Below are 21,506 nucleotides of genomic sequence, written 5' to 3' on the forward strand. Positions count from 1 at the left end.
GCAGTTCGCATCCACCAGAGGGTTCGGCTGGTGACCTGTGCGTCAGGACCTTCGACCCTTGCCGGAACGGACAACGCGAAGCGACCATAACGTGATGCTGGTGAAGGAGGGTGGCCGCGACCGCCATGAACCGATCTACTCCCTCGCGATAGGAATTGGCCGTGTCTTGTTCGGCGGGCTGCTCCAGCTGAAGCCAATCGTGTCGGGCATCGAACTGATTCCGCGCAGCGGAGGGGCGGTGCTCGCCCTGACGCATTTCGGCTACCTGGATTTTGCGTTGACCGAGTGGGTGGTCTGGCTGCACACCCGGCGCCGCATCCGGTTCCTGGCGACCCAGGCCGCGTTCGATAAGCCCGTTGTCGGCTGGCTGTTGCGGTCAATGAGGCACATCTCGGTGAACATGCAGGCTGGCGGCGACGCCTACGTCAACGCTGTCGAGGCACTTCGGTCCGGGGAACTGGTAGGGGTCTTCCCGGAAGCCGGTGTGAGCGCATCGTTCACCGTGCGGAAGTTCAAGACCGGTGCAGTTCGGATGTCGGCAGAAGCCGGCACCCCGATCGTTCCGATAGTCGTCTGGGGCGGGCAGATGCTGAAGACCAAGGCGCATCGCGCTCGGCTTCGTGACGCCTTCCGCGCGCCCATCCTCGTCGACGTGGCCGAACCGATTCGGGTCAGTTCCGCGGATGATCCTCAAGTGGCTACCGAGCAGCTCCGGCAGACCATGCAAGCCCACCTCAACAGAACTCAGGCCTCCTACCCACGCACTGGATCGGGCCAATGGTGGCAACCCGCACATCTCGGCGGGACTGCGCCCACGCCGGAGGTCGCAGCGGTCGCCGAGACAGAGCGACAGCGACGCAAGGCCGCGGCCCGTGGCCGGTAGCAGTCTCGCCGCCTACGCTTCGCGACCATGGCTGGCCTCCTATCCCGACGGTGTGCCCGCCGAAATCGACATGCCCACCGGTTCCCTCGTCGACCTGATCGACCATTCCGTGTCCGAGTTCGGGGCCACGGTGGCGCTGCAGTTCTTCGGCCGACGCATCACCTACACGCAACTGGGTGAGCGGATCAGCTCTGCCGCGGAGGCGCTCCGGCGGTTGGGCGTGAAGGCAGGCGACCGCGTCGCCTTGGTCCTGCCGAATTGCCCGCAGCTTGTGGTGGCGTTTTACGCAGTGTTGCGTCTGGGGGCGATCGTGGTGGAACACAACCCGCTTTACACCGCAACGGAACTCGAGCAGCAGTTCGCGGACCACGGCGCAGGTGTGGCAGTCGTCTGGAACAAGGCCGCGGAGAAGGTCGCCAATCTTCCCGACCCGGTGCGGCCCGCGGCGATTCTGTCGGTCGACCTGATTTCGGAGATGCCCGTTCACACCCGGTTGGCGCTTCGCCTGCCCCTGGCGAAGTCTCGGTCTGCTCGTGCGCAATTGACGACAGAGGCGACGTTGACGGGGACAGATCGCTGGGATCGACTCGTCCACGGTCCGACGATCGACCCCGCACACGTACGGCCTTCCATCGACGACGTCGCCGTTCTGCAGTACACGAGCGGAACCACGGGGGCACCCAAGGGGGCCATCCTCACGCACGGCAACCTGGTAGCCAACGCCGCCCAGGGCAGGGCGTGGGTTCCCGGGCTTCAACCGGGCAAAGAGACTATCTATGCCGTGCTTCCGCTCTTTCACGCCTACGGGCTCACGCTCTGCCTCACCTACGCGATGAGCATCGGAGCCACCTTGGTGCTCTTCCCGCGGTTCGACGTCGACCTGGTGCTCGATGCGATGCGCCGAACACCCGCCACCTTCCTTCCTGGTGTTCCTCCGATCTACGAGCGACTGGTCGTGGGGGCAGCGCGACGCAGCATCAAGCTCACGGGCATCCGATATTCCCTCTCCGGCGCGATGAGCCTGCCGGCGGCAACGATCAAGATCTGGGAAGAGGTGACCGGTGGCCTCTTGGTCGAGGGATACGGCCTGACGGAAACGTCTCCAGTGGCCCTGGGCAACCCGATGGGCCCGGCGCGACGACCCGGCACGGTCGGGATCCCGTTTCCGAGCACCGAGATCCGTGTCGTCGATCCCGATGATCCGGCGAGTGATCGCCCTGTGGGGGTTGCTGGCGAGTTGCTGATTCGAGGACCGCAGGTCTTCTCCGGCTACTGGAATCGACCCGCCGAGACGGCCGCGGCGCTCTTGCCCGGCGGCTGGTTGCGATCGGGCGACATCGTCACGATGTCCGCCGACGGCTTCGTGACCGTGGTGGACCGAATCAAAGAGTTGATCATCACCGGTGGATTCAACGTCGCCCCGACCGAGGTCGAAGAGCAATTGATGGAGCACCCCGACGTTGTCGCTGCGGCCGTCGTCGGAGTGCCGTCGAGATCGGGCGAGGACGTGATGGCCGCCGTCGTCCTGCGCGATGGTGCACTATTCGATTCGGAGGCGCTCCGGGAGTTCTGCAGGAGACGTCTCACGGCGTACAAGGTGCCCAAGCGCATAGTCCGCGTCGACGAATTGCCGCGTTCGTTGATCGGCAAGGTGCTTCGTCGCCAGGTGCGTTCGACGATCATGGCTGTGCTGCAAGCGAACGCTGCGTCTTCTGAGAACCCGCCTAGTGCGCGGGCTGAAGACGGCGCCTAACCTGAAAGTAGTCGAGTAACCCCGGACCGTGGTCGCTTCTCTCCTTCCCCGCACGGGGAAATGACCTACCTACCGAGATGAAAAACGCATGACCAGCACAGCCCCCGCCCAACCCCTTTTCTTGAAGACGAAGCCCAAGTCTGGCCGAGCGAATCCCACGACGGAGTACTCGGCACTCCTCCACACGGTTCGTGATGCCGGCCTTCTGCGCAGACGCACCGGCTTCTACTTCCTGGTCTTCGGACTCATCACTCTGGCACTCGGTGGTGCCGTGGCGGGGATCTTGCTGCTCGCCCACACCTGGCTCGTGCTTCTCATCGCCGCAGCGCTCGGGATCATCTTCACCCAATATGCGTTCCTCGCCCACGAGGCGTCGCACCGACAAGTCTTCACCTCCGGGAAAGCGAACGATGTCGCCGGCCGTACCATCGCCAATCTCTTCGTAGGCATCAGCTATTCGTGGTGGATGACGAAACACAGCCGCCATCACGCCAACCCGAACGTGATCGGCAAGGACCCGGACATCGAGCCAGACTTCGTCTCCTTCACGGCCGACGACGCCGCCAGGACGAGAGGGTTCCGCGCCTGGTTCACCAAGCGGCAGGGATACCTCTTCTTCCCCATCCTGATGTTCGAGGGACTGAACCTGCATTTCCACGGGTTCCGCACCGTCTTCGGCCGGGGCAAGGTGGATAAGCGCTGGCTCGAGATACTGATGCTGACCACGCGAGTCGCACTCTACCTTGCGGCAATCTTCCTGCTCCTGTCGCCCGGAATGGCGTTCGCGTTCATCGGCGTGCAGTTGGCGGTGTTCGGAATCTACATGGGCGCGTCCTTCGCGCCGAACCATAAGGGCATGCCCGTTCTCGCCAAAGACAGCAAGGTCGATTTCCTGCGGCGGCAGGTGCTGACCTCACGCAACATCGCCGGTGGCGGCCTGGTCGACGCCTTCATGGGCGGCCTGAATTACCAGGTTGAACATCATCTCTTTCCGAACATGCCCAGACCGCATCTCAAAAGGGCTCAGGTCATCACCCGGGAGTATTGCGCGGCCAACGACATCCTCTACACCGAGACAACGCTGCGAAAGTCGTACGCGATCGTCATCCGCTACCTCAATCGGGTCGGCCTCAGCGCGGTAGGCGACCCATTCGACTGTCCGGCGGCTACCGCATTCGGCCGTTAGGGATTTCGCGCCGGCGGGCCCTACCCCGCGGCCGCTTCGGGTTCCTGATTCCGTGCCTCCTCAAGGTAGGCATACGCGGTGACCCGCGAGATGCCCAGGCGGGCAGCGATGCCTTCGACGCCCTTTCTCATCTGAAGTACGCCCTGTTGGTCCAGCCGGGTGAGCACGGCGATGCGGTCGTCTCGGCTCATCTGGCCCACGGGCTTGCCGATCTCGCGGATGGCCTCGGTGACCATGGTATCCATCACTGCCACCAGGTCCTGCCCGAAGAACTCGTTCGGCTGATTTTGGGAGCTGGAAGCGGCTCCCGGCAGCAGGCCGTCGAGCAGTGCCCGGGCCCGTTCGATGATGCTGACGTCGAAGTTCACGCACAACGCGGCGATGATCCGCCCGGCTGAGTTGCGAAAATACACCGAGGAGCAGCGCAATTCGCGTCCATCGCTGGTGAATCCTCGGTATCCGAACGCGTTGTGGTCCGCTTCCTGATTGTGAAGCACGCCGATCCCGAGGCTGCTGGAGGGGCCGCCGACTTCGCGTCCGGTGACGTGCCCGTTCTCGATCGCTGCGATCGTGTGGCTGAGGTCCGGATCCGGGGCAGACAGGTCGTGGAGCACGACCTCGCAACTGGGACCGGCCGCCGCGGCCAATGCATGCATGACGGGGCGGAAGGCGGTGAGAATGTCCGCCACTGACTCGTAGGTGTCCGTGTCGGTGAGCTGGCCCAGCAAAGACGGCGTCGAATGCGCGGTCATCTTGTCTCCCTCACTCATCAAGCCATCATTATCCCGCGCTCTCCATGCGTACAAAAGTTTAAGCGCGTAGACATATTGTTCGACTTGCTGTTAGCTTATGCGGGGGTCGTGCGGCGGGCAACCCAAAGATTGGCGCCCCGCACCGCATCTTCACCCAGGGCAAGGAGGCTCTCAATGGTCCAGGCACAAGAAACGCAAAGTAAGTCGTGGGGATTCGCAATATCGCCGAAGCAACGCAGGATGGTCGCTGCGGGCGCCATCGGCACTCTCATGGAGTACTACGACTACTATCTCTACGGCCTTGCGGCTGCCGTCGTGTTCCCCACGGTGTTCTTCCCGAACGATAACGCCGCGGTTGCGACCCTCGCATCGTTCGGGAGTTTTGCTTTCGGCTTCTTGCTGCGCCCCCTCGGCGGCCTCTTCTGGGGCTTCATCGGCGATCGTTTCGGGCGCAAACCCGCTCTGCTGGCCACGGTGATCGGGATGGGGATCTGCACGGCCGCAATCGGCCTGACCCCCTCGTTCGCGTCGCTCGGGATCGTCGCGCCGATACTGCTACTGCTGTTCCGATTGCTGCAGGGACTGTTTGTGGGCGGCGAAATGGGGGCGGCCGCGACACTCGTCATCGAGCACGCCCCGGTGGGTCGACGCGGCCTGTTCGGGGCGATCCTGATCAGCGGTGCCGGCGTCGCGAACGTCGCATCGGCTGGCTTCATGGCCCTGCTGGGCGCCGGTTCCGCATCCTTCTTCATGGCATGGGGATGGCGCATTCCGTTTGTGTTTGCACTCGTGCTCGCCGTGATCGCCGTGGTGTTGCGCTCGAAACTGGAGGAGCCCGAAGAGTTCAAGGAGCACACCCAGGCCATCGAGCTCGGCCACGTCAAGCGCACGAACCCGCTGAAGGAGGCTCTTCGTCATCCGAAGAATGCGATCCTCGGCATTCTCATCGGCCTGCCACAGAGCATTGCCGGCTACGTCGTGCTCACCTTCGGACTTGCCTTCATGGTTTCCAAGGGAACTCAGGCCCAGGTCGGCTTCATCGGCACCATGATCGTCGGCGTCCTGCAGATCTTCGCCGCGCCGTTCTGGGGGTGGGTCTCCGACAAGGTCGGCCGCCGCAGGTTCTACATCGCCGCTGCCATCGTTTTCGCGCTGCTGCTCTACCCCGCCTTCGCGTTGTACAGCACGAATGTCGCGGTGCTCATCTGGCTCGGCATGGTGGTCGGCTTCGTCATCCCGGGTGTCGCCATGCAGGGCACCCTGCAGACGATGCTCACGGAGATGTTCGATGTCGAGGCGCGTATTACGGGCGTGAACATCGGCTACCAGTTCTCGAACATGCTCGGAGGATTCGCGCCATTGATCGCCACCGCGCTGTCGCTTGCCTTCGGCTCGATCGTGCCGATCATCGTCTTCGCGTCTGTCGTCGTGATCATCGGTGTCGTCGCCACGGCATACGCGTCGTTCCGGCCCGATGTGGAAGACGCGGGTCGGCTGCACACCCTCGCCTAGCGTGCGGAGCAGGGCACCGAACGGCCACGGTGCCCTGCCACCCGACTTAAGACCTCGATAATAAGGAGTACCAATCATGGCGAAGACCGCCTTCCGCACCACGAACGCGCCGCAGCCTGCGGGCCCGTACAGCCAAGGCATTGAGGCGAACGGGTTCTTCTATACGGCCGGATTCGGGCCACAGGACCCTGTCACCGGAGACATGGCAGAGTCCGTGGGCGACCAGACCCGGCAGGTGCTGCGGAACATTCGGTCCGTTCTCGCCGAGCGCGGGCTGACCATGGACGATTGCGTCAAGAGCACGGTGCACCTTGCCGATCTGGCCGACTTCGCCGAATTCAACCTGGCATACGCGGAGTTCTTTTCTGAGCCTTATCCCGTGCGCACCACTGTCGGGTCGCAACTGGCGAACATCCTCGTCGAGATCGACGTCGTCGCCGTCGTGCGGGACGGTGCGTAGCCCGCTACCCGAGCTCGCGAGCGATCTGCGTCGCGGTGCGCTGCAGGAGCGGGATGTGCACTTTGATCTGCTCCAGGTCGTGCTTCATGCGGATGGCGGTGAGTGAGAGCGCACCGACAACCCCGGCGGAACTCCGGATGGGCACGGCCACGCAGTTGACGAAGTCCTCGAACTCCCCGTTATCCACGGCCCACCCCTGCTTGGCTACCGCGTCCAGCTCGGCATCCAGGGCTTTGCGGGTGGTGATGGTCGTGTCCGTGTACTTCGTCCACGTCGCGCCGTCGAGGACGGCATCGCGTCTGGCTGTGTCGAGGTCGGCGAGGATCGCCTTGCCGACGGCGCTGCAGTGCGGGCGTACCGGGAAACCGATCCGCGAGTACATGCGCACGCCGCTGGCGTCTTCGACCTTGTCGACGTAGATGATCGCATCGTCCATGAGTGCGGCCACGTGCACCGTGTTTCCGACGAGCTGGTGAAGTCGGCGCACCTGCGCGTAGGAGGACTGACGCAGATCGAGGTTCTCGAGTGAGGCCTGCGCGAGCGACGCCAAGTGGAAAGCGAGCGCATAGGTGCCGTCCTTGCGGCGCCGGACGTACCCGACCTCCTCGAGCGTCTGAAGTTCCCGGAACATGGTCGAGCGGTGCAGCCCGAACTCCTCCGCCAGCTGCGCGACCGTCTTCGGCTGCGCGGCGATCGAGTCGATGATTCCCACCGCCCTCTTCACGCTCTGCGACACGGATTCCCTTACCCTTCAGCCTGTTCGCGCCGGAGGCCCCGGCCCGGTCTGCTGTTCACGAGCGCGCCGTTCGCGAGCACCGGCACTCCGGCCACCAGCACGTCGTCGATGCCGACGGCCTCGCCCAGTGGCTCGTCGTAGCTGGCGGTGTCGGCCACCGAACGCGGGTCGACCACGATGAGGTCGGCAACCCAGCCGGCGGCAACTCTGCCTCGTCGCCCCAGGCCGAAGCGAGCCGCCGGTGCGGACGAGAGGTGACCCACGGCATCCGACCATGACCACTCCGGCGATTCACGCACATACTCGCGCAGATACCGGGCGAAGGTGCCGCGAGCCCGCGGATGCGGATGAGCGCCAATGAAGATGCCGTCTGAGCCGCCCAGGTGACCGGGATGCCCGAAGATGCGCGCGAGCTCCTCGACAGGGCGCTCGTACCGCACCGCCATGACGGCATTGACCTGGAGGCGGGAGGCGGCCAGCACATCCAGGGCGAGATCGATCGCGTCGATGCCGGCTCGCGCAGCGGCATCCTCCAGGGTGAGTCCGTGGGCCCACGCGAACTCCGGAGCGGCCACATGCGCAAGCGTGATCATCGAGGGCCACTCGGGCCCGAGGCTCGCGTTGCGTTCGACGGCCGGGAACCAGTCGCGGCGCAGGCGCCGCCGCTCGCCCGGGTCGGTGATGACCTCGACGACCGTGTCGGCCGAGAGCACTGCGAGTTCCGGTGGCAGCAATGGCATGCCCAGCAGTGTGCAGCCGCGAGTGTACGGATACGCGTCGAAGGTCGCGTCAACGCCTCCGCGCTGGAGAGCGTCGAGCTGGTCATGAACGATGTGGGCCTGGGCGTGAAAGTGCGAGATGTGGACGCGCACGCCGGACGCCGCAGAGATTCGCGCGATCTCCTCGATGCCCGCGGCCGAATTGGATTCGTAGCCGCCGCGCATGTGCGTGACATAGATGCCGCCGGCGCGGGCCACTGGCGCGCACAGTGCCGCAATCTCATCCGCGGTGGCGAAGATGCCGGGAACGTAGTCGAGGCCGGTCGAGAGTCCAACGGCGCCGTCGCTCATCCCCGCTTCGACCAGGGCAACCATCAGCGCACGCTGCTCATCGTCGGCCGGCGTTCTCGAGCGCCCGCACACCTCCCAGCGAACCGTCCCCGCGGGGACGAGGTAGGCGAGGTTCAGCCGCGACCGTCCGTCGACCGCCCTGAGGAACTCGCCAATGCCGCCGCCCGAGTAGCTCGGATGCTCGCCGTTGATGGCGGCGAAGTACTCACGCGCGTACGTCCCGTCGCCCGGCGCATAGGAGACGCCGTCTTGCCCGGCAATCACCGTAGTCACACCCTGCCTGAGCAGGGCCCGCTGCACGGATTCGTCCTCCATGAGCCCGTCCACGTGCGAGTGGGTATCGACGAACCCGGGCAGCACGAAACGCCCACGGCAGTCGATGACCCGATCGTCCTCGCCGGCGGGGATGTCGCCGACCTCGCTGACCGTCTCGCCCTCGATCGCGACATCAGCGCGTCGCATCCCGTCGCCGTCGACGACCGTTCCGCCGCGCATCACCCACCGCATGCTGTGCCCCTGCCGACTGTGCTGGTCAAAAGAAAGTGCGAACGAGATCGACCACGCGGTCGGACCCCTGTGAGGCCACCACCGGCAGGTAGCGCCACTTGTCGAACGTGGTGCACGGATGCGACAGTCCCAGTGCCACGACAGTGCCGATCGCACCAGGTTGAGCGCCGAACGCGCCATTCTCGCCCGTCAACCCCAGATAGCTGTGTTGATCGTTCATGGCGAGAATCGACGCATCTTGTAGTGGGGCCCATTCTTGACCGAGGTCGCTCGCGACCTGACGGGGGATTGGCAGCCCCTCGTCGAACGGGAAGTCGCGCTTGCCGCCGTCGAGCAGCGCAAGGCCCGGCTCGGGGTGCGACACCACGCGGGCAATGCCGCGCATCGCGGAGCGCAGCCGATAGGGCCCGGCGCCGCCCTCGTCGAGTGGTGAAATGCCGCGATAGAAGCCATCGTCGTGCACGACATACGCCCCGCTGCGAAGGGTCCACAACGTGCGCGAATCGGCGGCGATCGCGCTGGCGAATGCCTCCGCGACCAGATCGAAGTACGCGCTTCCGCCCGCAGTCACATAGACGTCGCCGTCATCGTCGTAGAGATCGTGAAACACGTCGTGTAATTCGACCTGTCGCTGAAGATAGGCGCGCACCGCATCCAGCGACTCGTCTGAGCGGTCGTGGGCGAGACTTCCTTCGTAGCCGGCGACTCCGGCCAGGCGAAGGACGTCTGACGCGGCGATCCGCCGGGCGACCTCGAGTGCCTCGGCGTTGGTTCGGGCGCCGGTGCGCCCGTCGGCAGCACCGATCTCGACGCAGACGTCGACGGGTCGCGGGGTGCGGGCCTCGCGGAGGGTGCTTTCCATCGCCTCGACCGTCGCTATCGAGTCGGCCCAGCAGACGAAGCGAAACTCCGGGTCGGCAAGCTGGGTGGCGAGGTAGCGCAGGGAACGATCGTCGACCGCGGCGTTGGCGAGCATGATCGAGTCCAGCCCGAAGGTGCGCGCCGTGCGCACCTGGCCCATCGTCGCCAGGGTGATGCCCAGGCTCCCCGCGTCAAGCTGACGCTGCCACAGCGCGGGGGCCATGGTTGTCTTGCCGTGCGGCATCAGCTCGAGCCCATGGGAAGCGCTCCACTGGGCCATGACGGTCAGGTTGTTCTCGATGGCCTCGTCGTCGAGTGTGACGATCGGGGTCCAGAACTCAGAGAGCCGGGGGTCGCTCGCCAGGAACTCGGTCACCGCCATGCCGAATGCCCGCTCCGGGACTCCTTTGTCGCGCGCGGACAAGCGCTCATTCCCCAGCTCGTCCAACAGAAGCGCTCGTGTCATTGGGTCCCCTTCGGGATTTCGCGTGCAATGGGCCACATCGTGAGGCGTGGCGACAGTCAACTATAGATCTGACGTGGCGACCGTGTGCAAATGACGCAACGCGAGTTGCGCATGTCGCACCATAGAGGTCATAGTGGGGCTATGACGCTCGAGGCAACACCGCGCTTGATCGCCCTCGGCGAGACGATGATGATGTTCGCCCCGGCGCGGGCAGAATCCCTCGCCACCGCCGAGGACGTGGGCGTTCACCCTGGCGGCGCGGAGTCGAACGTCGCGTGTCACGTGGCGCAGGCGGGCCTCTCGTCCGCGTGGGTGGGCGTGCTCGGCGACGATGTTCTCGGCCACCGGATACGCCGGTCTATCGAGCGTCTCGGCGTCGATACTCGGTGGGTCAGCTTCGACTCGGCCGCGCCCACCGGCGTCTACTTCAAGGACCCCGGACACGGCGTGCTGTATTACCGCAGCGGGTCGGCCGCATCCCGGATGAGCCCAGCCACGGTTGAGCGCATCCCCCTGGAGGAAGCCGATGTCGTGCACCTCTCGGGCATCACTCCAGCGCTGTCGGCGAGTTGCGCAGCCCTGGTGGAAACGGTGTTCGACCGGGTCGCAGCGAGCAGCGCGAGACTGAGCTTTGACGTCAACTTCCGGCCCTCGCTCTGGCCGGAGGGCGCTGCGGCCTCGGTGCTGCGCACGCTGGCGAACCGTGCAGACATCGTCTTCGTCGGTCGCGATGAAGCACAGGTGTTGTGGGGGTGCGGCACGGCGGATGACGTGCGGGTGCTGCTGCCGGGACCGGGGCGGCTCATCGTGAAGGACAGCGATATCGGGGCCACGGAGTTCAGTGCGGACGGCAGCGTCTTCGAGCCGGCGATCCCCACTGAGGTGCTGGAGGCGGTGGGGGCCGGCGATGCATTCGCCGCCGGCTATCTCGCGGCCCTGCTGCGAGGCGAAAACACCAAGGGTCGGCTGCGCGCCGGCCACGAGCGCGCGCGGCTGGTGCTGATGTCACCAAGCGACTTCGTCGCGCAAGTCGCCTCGACCGGCGTATCGGCCGGAACCGTCGCCCCTGTCCTGCCCACCGAACCCCGATTGAAAGGCCCAGCCTGACCATGGTCGAAAACGCGCAGTTCAGCGAGATCTTCAACGCAGCGCCACTCATGGCCATCTTGCGCGGCATGGGCGTGGAGCGCAGCCTCTCCGTCGCGACAACCGCCTGGGATCTCGGCATAGACGTCATTGAGCTGCCGATTCAGACGCCGGATGACATCGAGGCGCTGCGGGTTGTCGTCAGGGCCGCCCGCGAGCGGGGAAAGGTGGTAGGCGCCGGCACCATCGTCTCGCTCGAGCACGTGCGGCAGGCGGCGGATGCGGGAGCCGAGTTCACCGTGTCTCCGGGCTTCGATCTCGAAGTCGTGCGGGCGTCGTCCGATGCCGGGATGCCTTCGATGCCGGGGGTGGCAACCGCAAGCGAGGTGCAGCTTGCGCTGAAGGAGGGACTGACCTGGCTCAAGGCGTTCCCCGCATCCGTGCTCGGGACGGAGTGGATCACGGCGATGCATGGTCCGTTCCCGCAGGCGACGTTCGTCACCACCGGCGGCATGAATGCCGCGAATGCGGGCGCATTCCTGAGGGCGGGTGCGCGCGTCGTGGCCATCGGCTCGGCACTCGAGGACCCGTCACAGCTTCCCAATCTTGCCGCGCTGCTCGAGCCTGCTGCGCCGTCTGCCGGGAATTGACCGTGGTCTCGCAGAGCGATCTTCTCGCGTTCGTGGACGCGAGGCTGGCGTACGAGATAGACGTGGTCGCTGCCTCGCGTGCCCAGATCGATGGCACGGCCACATTCGTCGATACCCGCAGACAGCTCTCGTGGGACCACGGTCACATCGCCGGCGCCCTGCACCTACCGGCCGACACCCTGGATGCCCAGCTCGCCACCCTGCCCCGCGACCGCGTCCTCGTCGTCTACGGCTGGGGCCCCGGCTGCAACGGTGCTACGCACACCGCCCGCCGCCTGCTCGCCGAGGGCTTCGACGTGCGCGAGTTGATCGGGGGGTACGAGTACTGGGTGCGAAATGGTTTTTCGCTCGAACGTGGTGCCGCCGTCACGAGGCAGGCGCCCGATCCCCTCGTGACCGCCGAAAGTCGCTGAGGTCTGGGTGGTCTCCTCTTCCTCTTCCGTGCTGCAGGTGGCCCGTTCTTCGGCATCGATGCCGCGGTAGCCGCGCCCTCCAGGCCCCTTTCGTCGAGCTGCTCGGTGAAGGTTTTCCGTACGAGGCGAATTATGCCGTCGCCGCCGGCGAGGCTCCGACGCCCCGACGGTGCGCCGCGAACCGGCAGCAATTCGCACCCTTTGGCGCACGGAGATTGACAATTCGGAGAACGGCACGCTAATGTCCGGAGATAGATAGGAAAGTTTCTATACGATCCTGTCGCTGGTCGATAGTCTCCCGTTTCACCGTGACGAAAAGAGCGAACATCGTGGTTTCTGGCAGCCCCAGCGTCCTGCGTGCGTTGAATGACCGTTCTGCGCTCGAGATCCTGCTGCGCGAGTCCGAGGTGTCGCGGGCGCAGCTTGAAACGATGACCGGGCTGTCGAAGCCGGCCACCTCGCAGTTGCTCAACCGATTGGAAGCTGTCGGACTCGTCAAGCGGGTCGGTCTGCGAGACGGAGGCCCAGGTCCCCGTGCCCAGCTTTGGAGCTTGAACGCTGAAGCCGCCTATGTCGCAGGCATCGACGTGACAGCGACCGAGATCGATGTGTCGATCGCCGATCTTCAAGGCGCTACCGTCTCACATCTGACTACACCGGTAATCCCGGGCAGGGGCGAAGCAGCTGACGCGCTGTTCGGCACCGTTTCCGAAGCCTGCGCATTGATCGATCTCAATCCGTCCGATCTCGCGCACGTGACGATCGGAATGCCCGGCGCGGTCGATCCGGTTTCAGGGCAACTGCGGTACGCCTCTGATCTGCCCGACTGGGCCGGCATAGACATTCTTCGGACCCTCAGCGACCACCTGGCTGTTCCGGTCACCGTCGAGAACGACGTGAATCTCGTCGCCCTCAACGAGATGGCCACAGGGACGGCCCTCGGGGCGACAGACTTCGTCCTGCTCTGGCTCTCCGACCGCGGCGTCGGATCCTCCGTCGTCTTGCGAGGAGAACTGCTACGGGGGTCGACTCTGGGCGCCGGCGAAATCGGCTTCATGCCCGTGCCCGACCTGGCCCGAGCGACAACCCCGAGCACAGGTTTCCGATACGGAGACCGCCTGGCCCAGCCCGCCGTTCTCGCCCTGGCGAAGGCCTACGGTATCAGCGCACCCACCGGCACGAACGCGGTGACCCAGGCTCTCGCGGACAAGCACTCCTCGACTCCCGGATTCCTCGACGACCTCGCACGTCGCATCGCGGCAGGACTCGCCGGAGTGGTCGCCCTGATCGACCCCGAACTCATCGTCCTCGGTGGGGATGTGGGGTTGGCCGGGGGAGAGGTGCTCTGCAACCTCATCGCCTCCAGCCTGGCTGAACTCGTGCAGCAGCGTGTGACCATCCGGCCCGGCCAAACCGACCGCGGGTCCGTGGGCGCCGGTGCCGTCCAATCCGCTGTCATCCCGGCCCGCGAGCGCTATTTTGCCGCCGGTTCTACCCTCGATCTCCCGTCAGCCTGACGGTACAGCACCACTAACCCCTGAATACGCATAGCAAAGGAGCACACATGCAAAAAATTCTCCCGGTCGCCGCCCTCGGTGTCGCGGCCCTCATCGCTCTAAGCGCCTGTTCGAGCGGGCCGAGCGCCACCGGTTCGAAGCTGGCGCCTCTCCCCAAGTCCAGCGACAAAATCACCCTGACGGTGTGGAGCGGATTCACCGACAGCGATCTCGCCGCGCTGAACACCACGCTCGCGGGATTCCACACACTGCACCCGAACATCACCATCACGAGTGAGGGCAGCCAGGACGATGACAAGATCTCCCAGGCCATCCGAGGTGGAACCGCTCCTGACGTCGCCATCTCCGGCAACGCCAACGCGCTGGGCCAATATTGCAGTTCCGGCGCATTCCAGGACCTGGCCGGTTACATCTCTCGCGATAAGGTCGACCTCTCACAGATCCCCCTTGCGGTTCAGAAGTTCACCTCGTACAAGGGCATACGGTGCGCGATGCCGCTTCTCGCCGACGACTATGGCCTGTACTACAACAAGGAGCTCTTTGCCAAGGCGGGCATCACCTCTCCGCCGAAGACGATGAGCGAACTGGCCAAAGACGCCAAGAAACTCACCGAACTCAACACAGATGGCAGCATCAAGGTTGCCGGATTCGTTCCCACCATCGGCTTCTACAACAACAGACTCGACGTGTGGGCACCCCAGTGGGGAGCGGCCTGGCAGTCCAGCGCCGGCAAGTCGAGCCTCGGAACCAGTTCCGGGTGGACCGACATGTTCGCCTGGCAGAAGAGTCTCACCGAGTTCTACGGGGCTGACAAGCTGACGGCCTTCACCTCCGCCGCCGGACAGAAGTACTCTGCCGACAACTCGTTCCAGACCGGGCAGATCGCGATGATGTTCGATGGAGAATTTCGCACCGGCTTCGTCGACAGCCAGGCCCCCAACCTCAAGTACGGGACCGCGCCGCTGCCCGTTGCCGACAAACTCAGCGCCCACTATGGCGGGAGCGACATCGGCGGCAACATCATCGGAATCCCGAAGGGCGCCCAGCACACCGGCGCCGCCTGGCAGCTGATCAAATACATGAGCACGCAGACTGCACCGCTGGTGACGCTCGCGAACGGGCTGAAGAACATCCCCACCACGCTCGACGCCATCAAATCGCCCGATCTCGTCAGTAGCGCGAATTTCGCGCCGTTCCTCCGCATATTCGCGAACCCGAATTCAAGCTCATTGCCTTCCACCCCGAACGGAGGCGCCTTCCTGAAGACCGCCACCGACTTCGCAGTGAAATGGCAGACCGGGGGCACAACGGATCTGAGCGCCGGGCTGAGCGCAGCCGACTCCGAAATCACAAGCGCATTGGCACTGAAGGCACCGTGACCTCCTCTGCAGCGACGGGAACGGCGACGCCACGAACAGTGGCGTCGCCGGCCCCCGGGGCGAACTCCGTAGGAAGAACACGTCGGGGTGATGGCGATCACAAACGCCGCAGGCACCAGCGCCTGGTTGTCCTGGCGTTCATGTCACCGTGGATCATCGGATTCGGAGTCTTCTTCGTCTACCCGCTGCTGGCAACAGTGTTCCTCTCATTCACCAGTTACGACCTGATCAGCGATCCGATCTGGGTCGGCGTGAAGAACTACGTCTTCATGTTCACCAGCGACCCACTCGTATGGACGGCGATTCGGAACACCACCTATCTGGTAGTCGCCATCACGATCGGCCGGGTCGGTTACGCGCTCGCTTCCGCGATGGTGTTATCGAAGGTGCGACGGGGGTCGGGAGTCTTCCGGACACTGTTCTACCTGCCCGCCCTGGCCCCGCCGGTGGCGGCGGCCCTGGCGTTCGTCTTCCTGTTCAACCCCGGGACCGGGCCGGTAAACCAAGTGCTGGGCTGGTTCGGCATCAAAGGCCTGCTCTGGTTCAACGATCCGCTCCTGGCGAAGCCTGCGCTGACCGTGTTGGCGCTGTGGGCTTCCGGCGAAATAATGGTCATCCTGTTGGCCGCACTCCTTGACGTGCCCACCGAGTACTACGAAGCGGCCGCCCTCGACGGCGCCGGCTCGTTCACCCGGTTCTGGCACATCACTCTCCCCACCATCGCGCCGGTGCTCACGTTCGCCGTCATCAACTCGATCATCGTTGGGCTGCAGTACTTCACAGAAGCGGTCGTCGCCGGTGCCGTGGCATCGGGATCGAGCGATGCCGTGGGATCCGGCACCCAGCTCGGCTACCCCGACAATTCCACCCTCACCTTCCCAATGTGGCTGTATCAACAGGGCTTTCACTACTACAACATGGGCTACGCCTCGACGATGGCAATTGTGCTTTTCATCGTTTCGGCCATATTCACCGTCATTCTGGTGCGGCAACTGCGCAAATCCGGGATGACAGAGGAGGACTGAACATTGGCCATAGCCACGCACGCGGGCGCACCGCTCACTCGCACCAAGAGTTCACAGGCGAAACGTCGCGACTTCCTCGCCTGGATCGCTCTCCACGCCGTCGCTATCGCGATGGCCATAGGATTCCTCGCCCCGCTGGTCTTCGTGCTGCTCACCGCATTCATGACCGACCAACAGGCGCTGACCAAGGACCTGTGGCCCCAAACCTGGCAGTGGCAGAACTTCGGAGCGGTATTCGAGAAAGCCCCACTGCTGCGCTACTTCGGCCAGAGCCTGACCTACTCGGTGTTGTCCACCGTCGGAATGCTCATCTCGAGCGTGCCCATCGCCTATGGCCTGGCACGGCTGAAATGGAAGGGCCGCACCTGGGCCTTCTACCTTGTCATCGTCGCCATGATGCTGCCGCCTCAGGTCATCGCGGTGCCGATGTACGTGCTGTGGGCGAAAGCCGGACTCACCGGAACGCTCTGGCCATTGATCATCCCCAACTTCTTCGGAGATGCCTTCAGCATCTTCCTTATTCGACAATTCCTAATCTCGATTCCGCAGTCCTATATCGACGCAGCACGAATCGACGGCGCGAGCGAACTCGGAATTCTCTGGCGCATTGTCATTCCCATGGCGAAGCCCGGGCTCGCTGCCGCGGCCCTTTTCATGTTCCTCCGCACCTGGAACGACTACTTCGGGCCACTCCTCTATACCGGCGAAAGCCCTGCCAACTGGACCCTCTCGGTCGGGCTGGCCTCCTTCAGGAGCGTTCACCAGGTGCAGTGGAACCTCACCATGGCCGCCACGGTTCTCGTGATGCTGCCGGTGATCATCCTGTTCTTCTTCGCTCAGAAGTCCTTCATCGAAGGCATCAAACTCTCGGGAGTCAAATAACAATGAAACTCACAGTCGTTGGCGGAGGGTCTACCTATACCCCCGAACTCATCGACGGATTGCTGCAGACATCCGCCGCATTCCAGATCGACGAAATCGCACTGATGGACACTGATCCGGTGCGGCTTGAGGTCATCTCCGCCTTCGCCCGACGCATGGTGGCCGCCGCCGGGCAACCCACCGTCATCAGCGCAACAAACGACCTCGCCCGTGCGGTTGACGGGGCCGCCGCCGTGCTCATCCAACTGAGGGTCGGCGGCCAGCGCACGCGGTTGTCCGATGAAACCTTCCCCCACGACTGCGGGTGCATCGGTCAGGAGACCACCGGAGCCGGCGGATTAGCCAAGGCGCTTCGCACGGTGCCGGTCGTCATCGATATCGCTGACCAGATACGGCGCCTTGCCGGTGACGACACCTGGATCATCGACTTCACCAACCCCGTAGGCATCGTCACTCGCGGGCTGCTCGAGGCGGGGCATAAAGCGGTGGGCTTGTGCAACGTCGCCATCAACTTCGAACGCAACTTCTCCCGCATCCTCGACGTCGCTCCCGAACGGGTTCAACTCAAGCATGTCGGGCTCAACCACCTGAGCTGGGAGACCGGCGTCCTCGTCGACGGGGAAGACCAGCTGCCCGCGTTGTTCCAGCACCGTCTCGCCGATGTTGCGCGCGAGTTCCGGATCTCCGAAAGCCATCTCCTCTTGCAGCAGGCGGTTCCTTCCTACTATCTGAGGTACTACTTCGCCCATGATGAGGTGTTCAACGAACAGCTGCGCGAGCCTGCCCGCGCTGCGGTCGTCATGAACGTGGAGAACGAGTTGCTCGACATCTATCGGGACGAGAGCGTCGTCACCAAGCCTCTTCAGCTGCAGGAGCGAGGGGGACGCTACTACTCGTTGGCCGCCATCCAGCTGGTGGCGTCGCTGCTGAGCGACACCGGGGACGTGCAGGTGGTCAACGTGCGAAACCGCGGCACTCTGCCGTTCCTCCCCGAGGATGCGGTCATCGAAGCGGCCTCCGTGATCACCGCGGCCGGCCCCATGCCGTTACCGATCGGCCGAGTCGACCCGTTGATGGAAGGTCTGATCGGTCACCACTTCGCCTACGAGCAACTGGCGCTTGACGCCGCACTGCATGGTGGCCGCGCCCGGGTGGTCAAAGCGTTGCTCGCGCATCCGCTGGTCGGACAATATGCGATCGCGGAAAAGCTCGCCGACAATCTGCTGGCGGCAAACAAGCACTTCCTCCCGTGGGCGTAGTGGATCCGCGTGACGACCGTGTTCTTCTGGCGATCGACGGGGGGAATAGTAAGACGGACGTGGCAGTAGTGGGATTTGACGGCACTGTGCTCGCCCAGTTCAGAGGCGCCGGCGTCTCCCAGCACATATTCGGGGCTCGACAGTCGGTACTCGCGCTCGAACAAATGGTGCGCACGGCGCTGAGCAGCGCCGGCCGGGCGCTGGGCCCGCAGCATGTCAGGCACACCGCCGCGTACCTCGCGGGGGTCGATCTTCCGCGGGAACAATCGACCCTGCTGAGCGTCGTCGTGGAGCGTGCATGGTCAGAATCGACGAGCGTCGATAACGACACCTTCGCGCTTCTGCGCGTCGGATCACCATCCGGTTTCGGCGTCGCCGTCGTGTGCGGCGCCGGCATCAACTGCGTTGCAGTCGATTCGCATGGCCGGACAATTCGATTCCCGTCCCTCGGCCAGCTTTCCGGTGACTGGGGCGGCGGCGAGCATCTCGGCGGGGAGGTCATGTTCGCTGCCTCACGTGCGGAAGACCAGCGCGACGTGAACACATCGCTTCGCAGCGCCGTGATCCGGCACTTCGGCACAACAACCGTGCTTGAAGTGATCGAGGCCATGCAATACAAAGAGATTCCGGCAGAACGGATTCACGAACTGGTGCCGGTGCTCTTCGACGAAGCCGATGCTGGCGACGCGGTAGCGTGCGCGCTCGTTGAACGACTCGCGTCAGAAGTGGCGCGATACGCTGTCTCGGCCCTGAGGCAACTCGGGATGCTCGCGTCTGACGCCCCCATCGTGCTCGGCGGGGGAGTCCTGGCAGCACGACGACCCATCCTGGTCGAATCGGTTGAGAGACGCATCGTGAACGATGCGCCCAACGTGCGGTTTGCTTACGTCGACCGTGCCCCGATTGCGGGAGCCGCGCTTCTCGGCCTCGATCACATCGGGATGACCGTCGATGCCACGGTCGAGCAGAGGATCCGCCGCCAATACGGTCTGGAGCAGGCGATAGCCGGCCCGCTGGTGAGCGCACCTTCGCACCCGGTCCTCCGACCGTCATCGCTCCCGGATTAGAAGGAATACCTCACTGATGAACTCGACCCGGTCAGGTGCCCAATCGGGCACCGCCATGGAGCGCGAAATCCGCCAGCAGCCGCTCATGTGGAGCAATCTCATCGACCAGCACGAGGAGATCCTCAACGTTGTGGCCGCGATCCGGGCATTCGCACCGCGCTCGATTCAATTCATCGCCCGCGGCACGAGCGACCACGCGGCGATCTACGCCAAATATCTCGCGGAGGTCCTGTGCGGACTCCCTGCCGGGCTGGCATCCCCGTCGACGATGACACTCTACGGAGCACGCCCTGACCTTAGTGACGTGCTCGTCATCGGCATCAGCCAGTCAGGCGGTTCGCCAGACCTGTCGCACGCCATGGGGGTATCACGCGAATGCGGAGCTCTCACCATCGCCCTGACCAACGACCCAAGATCTGCGATGGCGACCGCCGCAAAACACCACATCGATATGCGGGCTGGCGAAGAACTGGCCGTCGCCGCGACAAAGTCGTACACCGCTGAACTGTTGAACCTCTTCCTTCTCTTCGACGCGCTTGCCGGCGGTACCGGAGGTGCCACCGCGATGCTTCCAGAACTTGGCGAACAACTCATCAACGACGCCGGATGCCTGCCTGAACTGGTCGATCGCTTCCAGGGCGTGGAACGAACGGTAGTCACCGGGCGCGGATACTCATTCGCTACCGCCCGGGAGGGAGCGTTGAAGCTCATGGAGACGACCTACCTGTCAGCGCAGGCATTTTCCGGTGCTGACCTGCTGCACGGACCCATCGCCATGATTGGCACCGGATTTCCCGTGCTGCTCGTAGCCGGCGACGGGGCGGGAGGAGACGCGATGACGACAGTCGTCGAACGCCTTCGAGAATTGGATGCGGACCTGTTCGTGATCGGGTCGCAGGCGATTGTCGATCGGACCGGAGCGGGCATCGTCGTCCCCGGTCACGTCGGCGAGAAGCTCTCGCCGGTCCTTGAGATACTGCCATTCCAACTTCTCGCACTCAATCTCGCACGTGCGAAAGGTATCGATCCTGACCAGCCACGCGGGTTGCTGAAGGTGACCCGAACACTCTGACTGAGTATCCCGCAGGCGGCGGTAAGGACCGGGGATACGGCGCGCTCGGTGGTCCGTGAGCTGCGGAATGGCAGGTCAGATGCGTTTCACGCTTGAATGGCCAGGCAAATCGGTTCTTGGCCTACGCGTTGAGAGTAAACCCGGGCCGATTCATCTCGGCGATCCAGCCCAGGCTCTGCTCGGTCTGTCCGTTTGGCAGATACTCACAGGAGACCGCTCCCGAGTAGCCGATTTCAACCAGGGCATCGAACACCGCACGGAAATTGATCGCCCCGGTCCCCGGCGCACCACGGCCCGGGGCATCCGCCACTTGGACGTGACCGATGAAATCGCCGGCCAGATGGATTGCCGCCACGAGGTCGTCTTCATTGTTGCTGAGGTGAAACGTGTCGAAGAGCAGCGCAATAGTTTTCAGACCGGCAGTCTCGCGCGCCCGCTGGATGAGCGGAATCGCGTCGGAGACGGTCTGGATCGGGTAGTCGCCATTGAGCCCGCGGCTGAGAGGCTCGAGAAGCACTGTGCCGCCGACCCGCCCCAGTTCGCGGGCGGCCAAGGCCAGATTCGTCACGGCGGTGGCTTCCTGCAGTTCCTTCGAGAGCCCGGGTTGACGTTGACCATAGAGGGCGTTAAAGACACGGCAACCTGTCGCACGAGCGATCTCCGCGACAACGGCGACGTTCGCCTCGAACTGGTCGCGTCGGTCCGGTAGTGACACCACCCCTCGCTCTCCGCCGGCCATGTCGCCCGCCCAGAGGTTCATGCCCCTAAGGGCGATGCCCGACTTGCTGATCGCGGATGTCAGCCTCACGAGATCGGCAGCGATGGGTACCGCGTCGGCGAACGGCCACCAGAGCTCGACGGAGTGGAAGCCCGCGCTCGCCGCCGCGGAGAATCGGTCGAGCAGGGGCAATTCGGTGAATAGCAACGAGACATTTGCCACCAGGTCGAATTCGCCTGCAGGCACGCTGGG

At 64.3% G+C, this 21,506-nt stretch carries 20 protein-coding genes; 15 read left to right on the forward strand and 5 right to left on the reverse strand.

Annotation, left to right across the window (positions count from 1 at the left end; genetic code table 11):
- The first annotated feature begins 94 nt into the window (after window positions 1–94).
- The 3 genes from FVP33_RS19945 (at window position 95) to FVP33_RS04750 (ending at window position 3,822) form a co-directional block, all read left to right on the forward strand.
- A complete protein-coding gene (locus FVP33_RS19945; protein WP_147782503.1) occupies window positions 95–883 on the forward strand; it encodes a lysophospholipid acyltransferase family protein in 789 nt (262 codons plus the stop codon).
- Window positions 873–2,636 (forward strand): long-chain-fatty-acid--CoA ligase, encoded by a 1,764-nt coding sequence (locus tag FVP33_RS04745; protein ID WP_147782504.1) that lies wholly within the window; start codon window positions 873–875, stop codon window positions 2,634–2,636. The genes FVP33_RS19945 and FVP33_RS04745 overlap by 11 nt, the downstream gene beginning before the upstream one ends.
- 88 nt (window positions 2,637–2,724) lie before the next feature.
- The gene (locus tag FVP33_RS04750; RefSeq protein WP_147782505.1) at window positions 2,725–3,822 is read left to right on the forward strand and encodes a fatty acid desaturase family protein; all 1,098 of its coding nucleotides are present in this window, start codon (window positions 2,725–2,727) and stop codon (window positions 3,820–3,822) included.
- 20 nt (window positions 3,823–3,842) lie between these two features.
- Here FVP33_RS04750 and FVP33_RS04755 read toward each other — a convergent pair whose 3' ends face one another.
- Window positions 3,843–4,574 (reverse strand): helix-turn-helix transcriptional regulator, encoded by a 732-nt coding sequence (locus FVP33_RS04755; RefSeq protein WP_187270575.1) that lies wholly within the window; start codon window positions 4,572–4,574, stop codon window positions 3,843–3,845.
- Between the two features lie 240 nt (window positions 4,575–4,814).
- Between FVP33_RS04755 and FVP33_RS04760 the strand changes: the two genes are divergently transcribed.
- Together FVP33_RS04760 and FVP33_RS04765 are read left to right on the forward strand one after the other, a co-directional pair.
- Window positions 4,815–6,086, forward strand: coding sequence for an MFS transporter (locus tag FVP33_RS04760; RefSeq protein WP_246142176.1), 1,272 nt, complete (start codon window positions 4,815–4,817; stop codon window positions 6,084–6,086).
- 76 nt (window positions 6,087–6,162) lie between these two features.
- A complete protein-coding gene (locus FVP33_RS04765) occupies window positions 6,163–6,546 on the forward strand; it encodes a RidA family protein (RefSeq protein WP_147782507.1) in 384 nt (127 codons plus the stop codon).
- A 4-nt stretch (window positions 6,547–6,550) separates the two neighbouring features.
- On the opposite strand, the gene FVP33_RS04770 is transcribed toward FVP33_RS04765, so the two are convergent.
- From FVP33_RS04770 to FVP33_RS04780, 3 genes are read right to left on the reverse strand one after another with little or no spacing between them, the layout of a single operon-like run.
- Complete coding sequence (locus FVP33_RS04770) at window positions 6,551–7,282, reverse strand: IclR family transcriptional regulator (RefSeq protein ID WP_147782508.1); 732 nt, start codon at window positions 7,280–7,282, stop codon at window positions 6,551–6,553.
- 8 nt (window positions 7,283–7,290) lie between these two features.
- Window positions 7,291–8,859: an N-acyl-D-amino-acid deacylase family protein gene (locus FVP33_RS04775; protein ID WP_147782509.1), complete on the reverse strand. Its 1,569-nt coding sequence runs from the start codon at window positions 8,857–8,859 to the stop codon at window positions 7,291–7,293.
- Between the two features lie 25 nt (window positions 8,860–8,884).
- The gene (locus FVP33_RS04780) at window positions 8,885–10,186 is read right to left on the reverse strand and encodes an alanine racemase (protein WP_147783164.1); all 1,302 of its coding nucleotides are present in this window, start codon (window positions 10,184–10,186) and stop codon (window positions 8,885–8,887) included.
- Window positions 10,187–10,327: 141 nt separating this feature from the next.
- On the opposite strand from FVP33_RS04780, the gene FVP33_RS04785 reads away from it, so the two are divergent.
- From FVP33_RS04785 to FVP33_RS04830, 10 genes are all read left to right on the forward strand, one after another.
- Window positions 10,328–11,293, forward strand: coding sequence for a sugar kinase (locus FVP33_RS04785; protein WP_222706622.1), 966 nt, complete (start codon window positions 10,328–10,330; stop codon window positions 11,291–11,293).
- A 2-nt stretch (window positions 11,294–11,295) separates the two neighbouring features.
- On the forward strand, window positions 11,296–11,922 hold the full coding sequence (locus FVP33_RS04790; RefSeq protein ID WP_147782510.1) for a bifunctional 4-hydroxy-2-oxoglutarate aldolase/2-dehydro-3-deoxy-phosphogluconate aldolase: 627 nt from the start codon (window positions 11,296–11,298) through the stop codon (window positions 11,920–11,922).
- Window positions 11,923–11,924: 2 nt separating this feature from the next.
- On the forward strand, window positions 11,925–12,335 hold the full coding sequence (locus FVP33_RS04795) for a rhodanese-like domain-containing protein (protein ID WP_187270576.1): 411 nt from the start codon (window positions 11,925–11,927) through the stop codon (window positions 12,333–12,335).
- A gap of 308 nt (window positions 12,336–12,643) precedes the next feature.
- Window positions 12,644–13,852 (forward strand): ROK family transcriptional regulator, encoded by a 1,209-nt coding sequence (locus FVP33_RS04800; RefSeq protein WP_222706624.1) that lies wholly within the window; start codon window positions 12,644–12,646, stop codon window positions 13,850–13,852.
- 47 nt (window positions 13,853–13,899) lie between these two features.
- Window positions 13,900–15,231, forward strand: coding sequence for an extracellular solute-binding protein (locus FVP33_RS04805; RefSeq protein WP_147782512.1), 1,332 nt, complete (start codon window positions 13,900–13,902; stop codon window positions 15,229–15,231).
- A gap of 140 nt (window positions 15,232–15,371) precedes the next feature.
- Window positions 15,372–16,256 (forward strand): carbohydrate ABC transporter permease, encoded by an 885-nt coding sequence (locus FVP33_RS04810; protein ID WP_246142177.1) that lies wholly within the window; start codon window positions 15,372–15,374, stop codon window positions 16,254–16,256.
- 3 nt (window positions 16,257–16,259) lie between these two features.
- A complete protein-coding gene (locus FVP33_RS04815) occupies window positions 16,260–17,138 on the forward strand; it encodes a carbohydrate ABC transporter permease (protein ID WP_222706625.1) in 879 nt (292 codons plus the stop codon).
- A gap of 2 nt (window positions 17,139–17,140) precedes the next feature.
- Window positions 17,141–18,397 carry a family 4 glycosyl hydrolase gene (locus FVP33_RS04820; RefSeq protein ID WP_147782514.1) on the forward strand — a complete coding sequence of 419 codons (1,257 nt, stop codon included), beginning with the start codon at window positions 17,141–17,143 and terminating at the stop codon, window positions 18,395–18,397.
- Entirely contained in the window at window positions 18,397–19,464 is a 1,068-nt protein-coding gene (locus tag FVP33_RS04825; protein WP_147782515.1) for an N-acetylglucosamine kinase, read from the forward strand. Before FVP33_RS04820 ends, FVP33_RS04825 begins: the two co-directional genes overlap by 1 nt.
- Window positions 19,465–19,480: 16 nt before the next feature.
- Window positions 19,481–20,536, forward strand: coding sequence for an SIS domain-containing protein (locus FVP33_RS04830; protein ID WP_222706627.1), 1,056 nt, complete (start codon window positions 19,481–19,483; stop codon window positions 20,534–20,536).
- Between the two features lie 121 nt (window positions 20,537–20,657).
- Here FVP33_RS04830 and FVP33_RS04835 read toward each other — a convergent pair whose 3' ends face one another.
- Window positions 20,658–21,500 (reverse strand): hydroxypyruvate isomerase family protein, encoded by an 843-nt coding sequence (locus FVP33_RS04835; RefSeq protein WP_246142178.1) that lies wholly within the window; start codon window positions 21,498–21,500, stop codon window positions 20,658–20,660.
- Window positions 21,501–21,506: the final 6 nt, after the last annotated feature.

It is taken from the genome of Lacisediminihabitans profunda, assembly GCF_008040105.1.
Taxonomy (GTDB): Bacteria; Actinomycetota; Actinomycetes; order Actinomycetales; family Microbacteriaceae; genus Lacisediminihabitans; species Lacisediminihabitans profunda.

Coding starts and splice junctions, on each gene's coding strand:
- FVP33_RS04790 (WP_147782510.1), top strand. CDS start 11,296: ATGGTCGAAAACGCGCAGTTCAGCGAGATCTTCAACGCAGCGCCACTC.
- FVP33_RS04830 (WP_222706627.1), top strand. CDS start 19,481: ATGAACTCGACCCGGTCAGGTGCCCAATCGGGCACCGCCATGGAGCGC.
- FVP33_RS04780 (WP_147783164.1), bottom strand. CDS start 10,186: ATGACACGAGCGCTTCTGTTGGACGAGCTGGGGAATGAGCGCTTGTCC.
- FVP33_RS04750 (WP_147782505.1), top strand. CDS start 2,725: ATGACCAGCACAGCCCCCGCCCAACCCCTTTTCTTGAAGACGAAGCCC.
- FVP33_RS04805 (WP_147782512.1), top strand. CDS start 13,900: ATGCAAAAAATTCTCCCGGTCGCCGCCCTCGGTGTCGCGGCCCTCATC.
- FVP33_RS19945 (WP_147782503.1), top strand. CDS start 95: ATGCTGGTGAAGGAGGGTGGCCGCGACCGCCATGAACCGATCTACTCC.
- FVP33_RS04760 (WP_246142176.1), top strand. CDS start 4,815: ATGGTCGCTGCGGGCGCCATCGGCACTCTCATGGAGTACTACGACTAC.
- FVP33_RS04765 (WP_147782507.1), top strand. CDS start 6,163: ATGGCGAAGACCGCCTTCCGCACCACGAACGCGCCGCAGCCTGCGGGC.
- FVP33_RS04820 (WP_147782514.1), top strand. CDS start 17,141: ATGAAACTCACAGTCGTTGGCGGAGGGTCTACCTATACCCCCGAACTC.
- FVP33_RS04785 (WP_222706622.1), top strand. CDS start 10,328: ATGACGCTCGAGGCAACACCGCGCTTGATCGCCCTCGGCGAGACGATG.
- FVP33_RS04755 (WP_187270575.1), bottom strand. CDS start 4,574: ATGACCGCGCATTCGACGCCGTCTTTGCTGGGCCAGCTCACCGACACG.
- FVP33_RS04810 (WP_246142177.1), top strand. CDS start 15,372: ATGTCACCGTGGATCATCGGATTCGGAGTCTTCTTCGTCTACCCGCTG.
- FVP33_RS04775 (WP_147782509.1), bottom strand. CDS start 8,859: ATGCGGTGGGTGATGCGCGGCGGAACGGTCGTCGACGGCGACGGGATG.